Below are 6,603 nucleotides of genomic sequence, written 5' to 3'. Positions count from 1 at the left end.
CCCGAATTATTCACAAACTTGCTGTAACATTTTCTTAACTCTTTTTAAACAAATACTTATTATTAATTTTGGAAAGCAACCCCCTAAATCCCCCGAGGGGGGACTTTTCGTGGTAAAAATGAAAATGCAAAAATGCAACTTTTTTAATAAACCGATTATGCCTTGTCTTGCAGTCTTTTAAGTCCCCCTTTGGGGGATTTAGGGGGCTGTAGTTTTAACGCTCACAGAGACTAAAATCCCTTTTACATGCATAATTCGGGCTAAATATATTTTTAAGGAGGTCAGTCTATGTTCAGAGATAGAACGGTTGTGCTGGCGGTAACCGGCGGGATAGCGGCCTACAAGAGCGCCGCGATTGTCCGTGAACTCAAGGCGGCAAACGCCGAGGTGCTGGTCATTATGACCCGTGAGGCAACCGAGTTTATCACTCCGCTTACCCTGGAAACCCTCTCGCAGAACCCGGCGGCGGTGGAAATGTTCGACCGTGAAAACAAGTGGGATATGGAACACATCGCCCTCGCAGACCGCGCCGACATCCTGATAGTGGCCCCGGCTACCGCCAATATAATCGGGAAATCGGTGTGCGGCATTGCGGACGACCTGGTCAGCACCACCATCCTCACCATGATGACCACGGTGCCGGTGCTGATGGCTCCGGCGATGAACAACCGCATGTGGGATAATCCGTTTGTCAAAAACAACATCGCCGTCCTCCGTAATGCGGGCGTACATTTCGTCGGACCGGAGGAGGGAAAGCTGGCGGACGGCCGCCTCGGGATGGGAAGAATGGCGGAGGTGGAGGATATTCTCCGCGCGGCAAAGGAAGTGATAAGGAAATAACTCACCCTATAGGAGGTATGGAATGAAGAGCACCGCAGTACTGCTTTCAGCAGCCATGTTTGGCTTGTTTACGGTATCCGCTGTGTTTGCACAGGACTCCCCGTTCAACGGTCTCGGCATGAGCATGGGAAATCTGTCACGGCTTTCCCATGCGCTGACCCGTTCCATCAGCCCGGAGAATTTTACCGGCGAAAAAGGCAAGGCTGGTATGGCGACCCAGGGTACCGGCGCCAACGCCGCCCGCGATCTCGGACAGGGATGGAAGATTTCCCCTTCCATCCGTATCGAAAGCAAGCAGATATTCACCCTGGCTGATATTCAAGGTACCGGCGCCATTCAGCACATCTGGATGACCCCTGCAGGCACCTGGCGCTGTTCCATCATCCGTATTTACTGGGACGGTGAGAAAGAACCTTCCGTTGAAGCGCCTGTCGGCGATTTCTTCGCCTGCGGTTGGGGCAAGTATGCCCAGCTCAACTCGCTGCCTGTCTGCGTCAATCCCGGAAGCGCGTTCAACTGTTACTGGGAGATGCCTTTCCGCAAGTCCTGCCGGATCACGTTCGAGAATATCGACGACAGACCCATGACCCTCTATTACCAGATAGATTACACCCTCACCGATGTTCCCAAAGAAGCAGGATATTTCCACGCCCAGTTCCGCCGTGTCAACCCCCTGCCGTACAAAAACGTATACACTATTCTCGACGGCGTCAAAGGCTGGGGACAGTATGTGGGCACTTACCTGGCCTGGGGAGTGCATAACAACGGCTGGTGGGGCGAGGGCGAGATCAAATTCTTCCTCGACGGCGACACTCAGTTCCCAACAATCTGCGGCACCGGCACGGAGGATTATTTCTGCGGCTCTTATAATTTCGATAATGGGGGCAAATACCAGGAATTTTCTACACCCTACACCGGACTGGTGCAGGTTATCCGGCCCGACGGCCTCTACAGCTCTCAGCAGCGGTTCAGCCTCTACCGCTGGCACATCATGGACCCCGTCCGGTTCGACAAAGACCTGAAGGTCACCATCCAGGCTCTTGGTTGGAGCTCAGGCGGACGCTACCTGCCCCTGCAGGATGACATCGCATCCACCGCATTCTGGTACCAGTCGGAGCCTCATGCGGCGTTCCCGAAGCTGCCGGAAAAGGATTATCTGGAAATACAGTGAATATTCTTCTCATCCGCACGGGAGGGCTCGGGGACTGTATCCTTACCCTCCCGGTCGGCTCATATATCAAAAGACTGTATCCGGAAGCCAGGCTCCATGTTCTCGGGAACGCCACCATGCTCGCGGTATCACGGTTGACCGGGGAGTTTTCCGGGTTCCGCTCGGTGGATGAAGCAGGATTCTCAGCACTTTTTTCCGGAAGCGGGGCAACCGGATTTCTCTGCGATTACTTTTCGGAGTTCGACCGGGTGTATTTCTTTACCGCGGGGAATACGGACACCCTCCGCCAGACTGTGCTGGAAACGGGGGCGATGGCATGCCGGATATTGGACCCGCGTCCGCCGCAGGGATTCAGGAATCATATAACAGAACATCTTCTTTCTATTCTCGAAACGCCCCCTGATTTTTCGCCAGGTCTCCCTCCCCTGTCTCAAACTATTTCTGCCCTGAGAGATGGTACGATCCTTGTGATCCATCCCGGCAGCGGCGGTGTCTCAAAAATGTGGCCTCTGGAACGTTTTATTGAAATAGCCTGCCTCTGGCCTGACCCGAAAAGGGTGGTCTTCATTCTCGGCCCGGCTGAAATTGAGCGTGGACTGCAAGACCGAATCCCCGCACAGTATACGAAAGCTCTGCCTGAAACCATTCAAAATGCCTTTCACGTTTTGGCCGGCGCTTCATTATATTTGGGAAATGATTCGGGGGTCAGCCACCTGGCCGCGCTCGCCGGGACGCCGTCAGTGGTGCTTTTCGGGCCTTCCGATCCTGTGGTCTTTAGGCCGCTCGGCAGCCGGGTGCGAGTTCTCTTCTCCCCGGATGGGCATATGGAGAGAATCGGAGCGGAGGAAGTGATGCGTGAAATTGAATTAATGATTATCTTACGCAGAGACGCAAAGAAAGAAAAATTGGACAGGATTAACATGATTAACAAGATATTAAAAAACAATACTATAATCCTATAAATCTTGTAAATCCTGTCAAAAAAGATTTAAAAAAAACATTTTCAAGGAGAACATCATGAAACGCCGCGATATGATCAAGAAAACCGCGCTTTCGGCGGCTACTCTCAGCCTTGGATTCAATACAGTCGATGCAAAAGACAAACCTGTCATCCCCCGGACTCCGCTGCCCACTCCACGGAACATGGCATACCGGACGCTTGGGAAAACCGGCATCAAGGTCAGCCTGCTCGGATTCGGCTCCCATCTCACCGCGGAGAACCTGAAAGACCCGAAAGGCCGCGACCGTCAGATTCAGGAAGCCTTCGAGAACGGGGTGAACCTCTTCGACATTTACAACCACAGCATTTTCCACCAGTTCGAGCCTATGGCCAGGTCGCTCGCGGGGAAACGTCAGCAGGTAGTTCTTTCACTGGTCTCGGTGGAGAAGGATGTCCGCGCGGAAATCGAGGGCGCGCTCCGCATATTCAATTCCGATTTCATCGACCTCTACCGCATCGTCTACCGTGACGCCGACAACTACTCCAAGGGAGATGACGACCTGAACATCCTGTTCAAAATGCGCCAGGAGGGCAAAATCCGCGCGGTCGGGGTGGTGGCTCACGAAGAATCGGGCGTTCTCTACGCTGCGGAAAACACCCCGGTCGACTACATCATGATGCCCATCAATTTCCACCACAATAAGGGCTGGTGGGACGACAAACCCGACACCTACAGCAAGGTAATCCCCGTCTGCCGTGAGAAGAAAATCGGCATCCTCGGCATCAAACCCATGGGCGGGGATCCCATGATGGCCTATGCCCAGTACCTCAACTATCTTGCGCCGGGATACCGCGGTCAGAGTTATCCAAAAGCTGCTTTTCGCTACCTCTGGCAGAACCAGGATATCGCTTCCAGCCTGCCTTCCTTGAACACGATGTCTGAGGTGTACGATGCCCTCGACTCACTATGGCGGCCTGAGTTCACAAAGGAAGACCGCGAGGTGCTGAAAAAACTCTCCCGCGAGGCCGATAAAACCTTTGGATCGTACCTCCCGCCCAAGTACAAGTGGATGGAGAATTGGAGAATAAGGGAAGGGTGACTCACCCCTTGATCCCCTCTCTTGCATGCAAAAGAGGGGTACATTTTGGGCGTGGGTTACTTTTCAGAAAATATGTTTATTAATGAAGCAATAGGGAATTGGCGATAGTTATGAGAAAATAAATGAATACTTGACAAATGGGAGTATGATGGTATATTCTTAATAGCGAAATGTTGAAAACTCACAGAATGACAAGGTGATAAAACATGGATAGGACCGCAACGGTAAGCATAGATACCCTTAAAATCTTGGAAAAATTGAAAGTTGAATTGGTAAAATGGGTGGCGGGACTTCTTATTGCTCAGGCGGCTGTAGTGGTTGCAATGGTGGCAATTGTGCTTAAAATAATGTTGCCGTAAATAGTATTTTCTTACGCAGATGACTATGCTCTGTTTAGTAGGAATCCTTTCGTTGTCGCAGCGACACCCCCTGTACATCAATCCGGGCAAAAATAGTTCCGGCGGCTCCCCTTCGCTCCCGCAGTTCACTAAGCCCGCCCGTTCGAGTTCAGCGATGAACTCTCTCGCTTTTGGCGGCGCTGATTCAGACTGTCACTCGCATGGGAACGTTGGGCATCGGCTGCTAAGCGTAATTCAACGAAACAGCGTCGGCTGCATGCGCAGGTTAGGCACAGCGTATTTTAATATATCATTGGGATTATTCTATTTGTTCGTTTTTGATAATTTAAGTAAATTTCTCCTGTTTGTTCAATCATAAATCTTTCTTCTACTTTTATTCGGTAAATGTATCCAATAATAATCGGAATTATCATTAATAGAATTGATAACCAATTCGATAATGAAGTCGAAATTCCAATGAAAATAATTAATTGTCCTAAATATCCTGGATGTCTAATCCTTTTATATAATCCTGTTTCAATTAATTTGTGATTCTCAACTTTTGCGACTGAATATGTAAAGTATTGTTTAAGAATCAATATTGACTGTATTCTGATAACCAATCCAATCAAAATCAATACAATTCCTATTGCGAAAAAAGTATCCCAATGATAAATCCTACCTATTTTTGTTGCGCCTATTGAAAATGACAAAACATAGCCAAGTGTGATTAGAATATATAGCAAAGATAAACTCCCTTTATCACTCGAAGCTGTAACAGTACTTTTTCTTCTCTGTCTTAAATTCATAAAAACTTCAAAGAATCCATACAAGTATGAGAATCCTATAATTATTATCAATTTCGAATCCATTAATTCTCTTTCCGTTTATGTTGTGCCCAACGCCGAAATCAGCCGCGGCTATAAGGTCGGCTGCATTGCCTTGTTGGGCAAAGCTTTTCATTTCCCTCTTTGCATGCTGTCAAGGGCTGGCTCCGTTATTTGCTATGCCTTTTCCGCACTTCCGCTGGCGGCGTCCGCGGTCTTCTGACTCAGCAGGGTGGCCGGAAACGGGAATTTCTTTTCGGAGCAGCCCAGCCACTTAGCCGTCTCCATGAATACTTCTTTGTGGGCGGCCAGCATTTCTACCTTTACCCTATTGAGGGCTTCTGCGCGATCTTGCTCATCTTCAAACACTTTCTCAACATGAACCAAGAGATTCCACATGAGCTTAAACACAAACGCACCGAGTTTCTTTTCGATATGTTCAGGAAGGAATGGCTTTCACCCGTGTATTTAAACCAGCACCCCGTTGCCATTTTCCCTTACTGTTGGTCAGGAATTATTTCTATACCCTTTTGCAGATCGAATACAGTGTCAAAGTCATTAGCCTGTCTTCCCTTAACCGTAACTCGCTTCCCAACAAGCTGTTTAAGTTGCTGGTGCAGTTGGGGCCTTTTTTCCAAGTCCCCGTATTCAGCAATAGTGATCATTCCGAAGACACCTGTCTCGAAATTCATATCGCTAAGTGAATAGCCATCCCCTCGGGAATCCATTCCACTCTTGACAATTTCACCTCGATAGATACCTTTAGTGATATCCTCTTTAGTCTTTCGTATTCCTTCTTCCTTTGCAATTTTGGCCTTATCGGCGGTTTCGACTTGCTTTTTCTCAGCGGCTAACATTTTATCCAGTGCTGCAAGGGTCTCTTGAGAAAAAAGCTTATCAGTATTAACTGTTTTATCTTTTCTCATCTCAATTAATTGGACCGTTACTCCAAGAGTTAATGTCTGATAAAGAGATGGGGCAGCATATTTTGGATCTTTTTCCAAATCACTTTCAAGCTGAATGATTGATTTGTCCAAGTCATAGCCAGCCTTTTTATAAAACTCTTTATACCATTCATAAAGCATTTTTATGCCTTCTTCTTTAGTCATTCCAGGCTTGGGAACCGGCTGTCCTACCCTCTCCATTGCATGACTTAATTTTCCCATTGCCTCTTGAGTATATGGAGCCGGTTCTTTGCTACAACCAATAGTCAAAATAACAAGAAGAATTGAAACGATAATAATTAAATTCGCTTATCGAGTTAACTCCGCATAGGTAATAGTGGAGGTATTCAGACAAGCAGTTAAGAGTCTGTCAGTAATCAGTAATTCATTGAATCGCCGGTTAAAGCGATAACAAAATTCATTCAGGTAACTTTGAAGATGTT

The 6,603-nt window shown here is 48.2% G+C and carries 9 protein-coding genes; 5 read left to right on the top strand and 4 right to left on the bottom strand.

The window, feature by feature from the left end; genetic code table 11:
* The first annotated feature begins 288 nt into the window (after nucleotides 1-288).
* The 5 genes from Q8O92_10065 (at nucleotide 289) to Q8O92_10045 (ending at nucleotide 4,410) form a co-directional block, all read left to right on the top strand.
* Nucleotides 289-840, top strand: a complete 552-nt coding sequence (locus tag Q8O92_10065; GenBank protein MDP2983658.1) for a flavoprotein — start codon at nucleotides 289-291, stop codon at nucleotides 838-840.
* Nucleotides 841-862: 22 nt separating this feature from the next.
* A complete protein-coding gene (locus tag Q8O92_10060) occupies nucleotides 863-2,011 on the top strand; it encodes a DUF2961 domain-containing protein (protein MDP2983657.1) in 1,149 nt (382 codons plus the stop codon).
* On the top strand, nucleotides 2,008-2,973 hold the full coding sequence (locus Q8O92_10055; protein ID MDP2983656.1) for a glycosyltransferase family 9 protein: 966 nt from the start codon (nucleotides 2,008-2,010) through the stop codon (nucleotides 2,971-2,973). Before Q8O92_10060 ends, Q8O92_10055 begins: the two co-directional genes overlap by 4 nt.
* A gap of 55 nt (nucleotides 2,974-3,028) precedes the next feature.
* On the top strand, nucleotides 3,029-4,051 hold the full coding sequence (locus tag Q8O92_10050) for an aldo/keto reductase (GenBank protein MDP2983655.1): 1,023 nt from the start codon (nucleotides 3,029-3,031) through the stop codon (nucleotides 4,049-4,051).
* Nucleotides 4,052-4,257: 206 nt separating this feature from the next.
* Nucleotides 4,258-4,410, top strand: coding sequence for a hypothetical protein (locus Q8O92_10045; GenBank protein MDP2983654.1), 153 nt, complete (start codon nucleotides 4,258-4,260; stop codon nucleotides 4,408-4,410).
* A gap of 281 nt (nucleotides 4,411-4,691) precedes the next feature.
* Here the strand turns inward: Q8O92_10045 and Q8O92_10040 are convergent, their stop codons facing one another.
* The 4 genes from Q8O92_10040 to Q8O92_10025 all read right to left on the bottom strand — a co-directional run.
* Nucleotides 4,692-5,261 carry an isoprenylcysteine carboxylmethyltransferase family protein gene (locus tag Q8O92_10040; protein ID MDP2983653.1) on the bottom strand — a complete coding sequence of 190 codons (570 nt, stop codon included), beginning with the start codon at nucleotides 5,259-5,261 and terminating at the stop codon, nucleotides 4,692-4,694.
* A 132-nt stretch (nucleotides 5,262-5,393) separates the two neighbouring features.
* Entirely contained in the window at nucleotides 5,394-5,531 is a 138-nt protein-coding gene (locus Q8O92_10035; protein MDP2983652.1) for a hypothetical protein, read from the bottom strand.
* Between the two features lie 182 nt (nucleotides 5,532-5,713).
* The gene (locus Q8O92_10030) at nucleotides 5,714-6,382 is read right to left on the bottom strand and encodes a hypothetical protein (protein ID MDP2983651.1); all 669 of its coding nucleotides are present in this window, start codon (nucleotides 6,380-6,382) and stop codon (nucleotides 5,714-5,716) included.
* 87 nt (nucleotides 6,383-6,469) lie between these two features.
* The coding region (locus Q8O92_10025; GenBank protein MDP2983650.1) for an IS1595 family transposase at nucleotides 6,470-6,603 on the bottom strand (134 nt) is incomplete at its 5' end.

The sequence above is a fragment of the Candidatus Latescibacter sp. genome (assembly GCA_030692375.1).
In the GTDB taxonomy this organism is placed as follows: domain Bacteria; phylum Latescibacterota; class Latescibacteria; order Latescibacterales; family Latescibacteraceae; genus JAUYCD01.
Note: the sequence above shows the minus strand (reverse complement) of the source record. Positions and strands in the feature narration are given on the sequence as shown.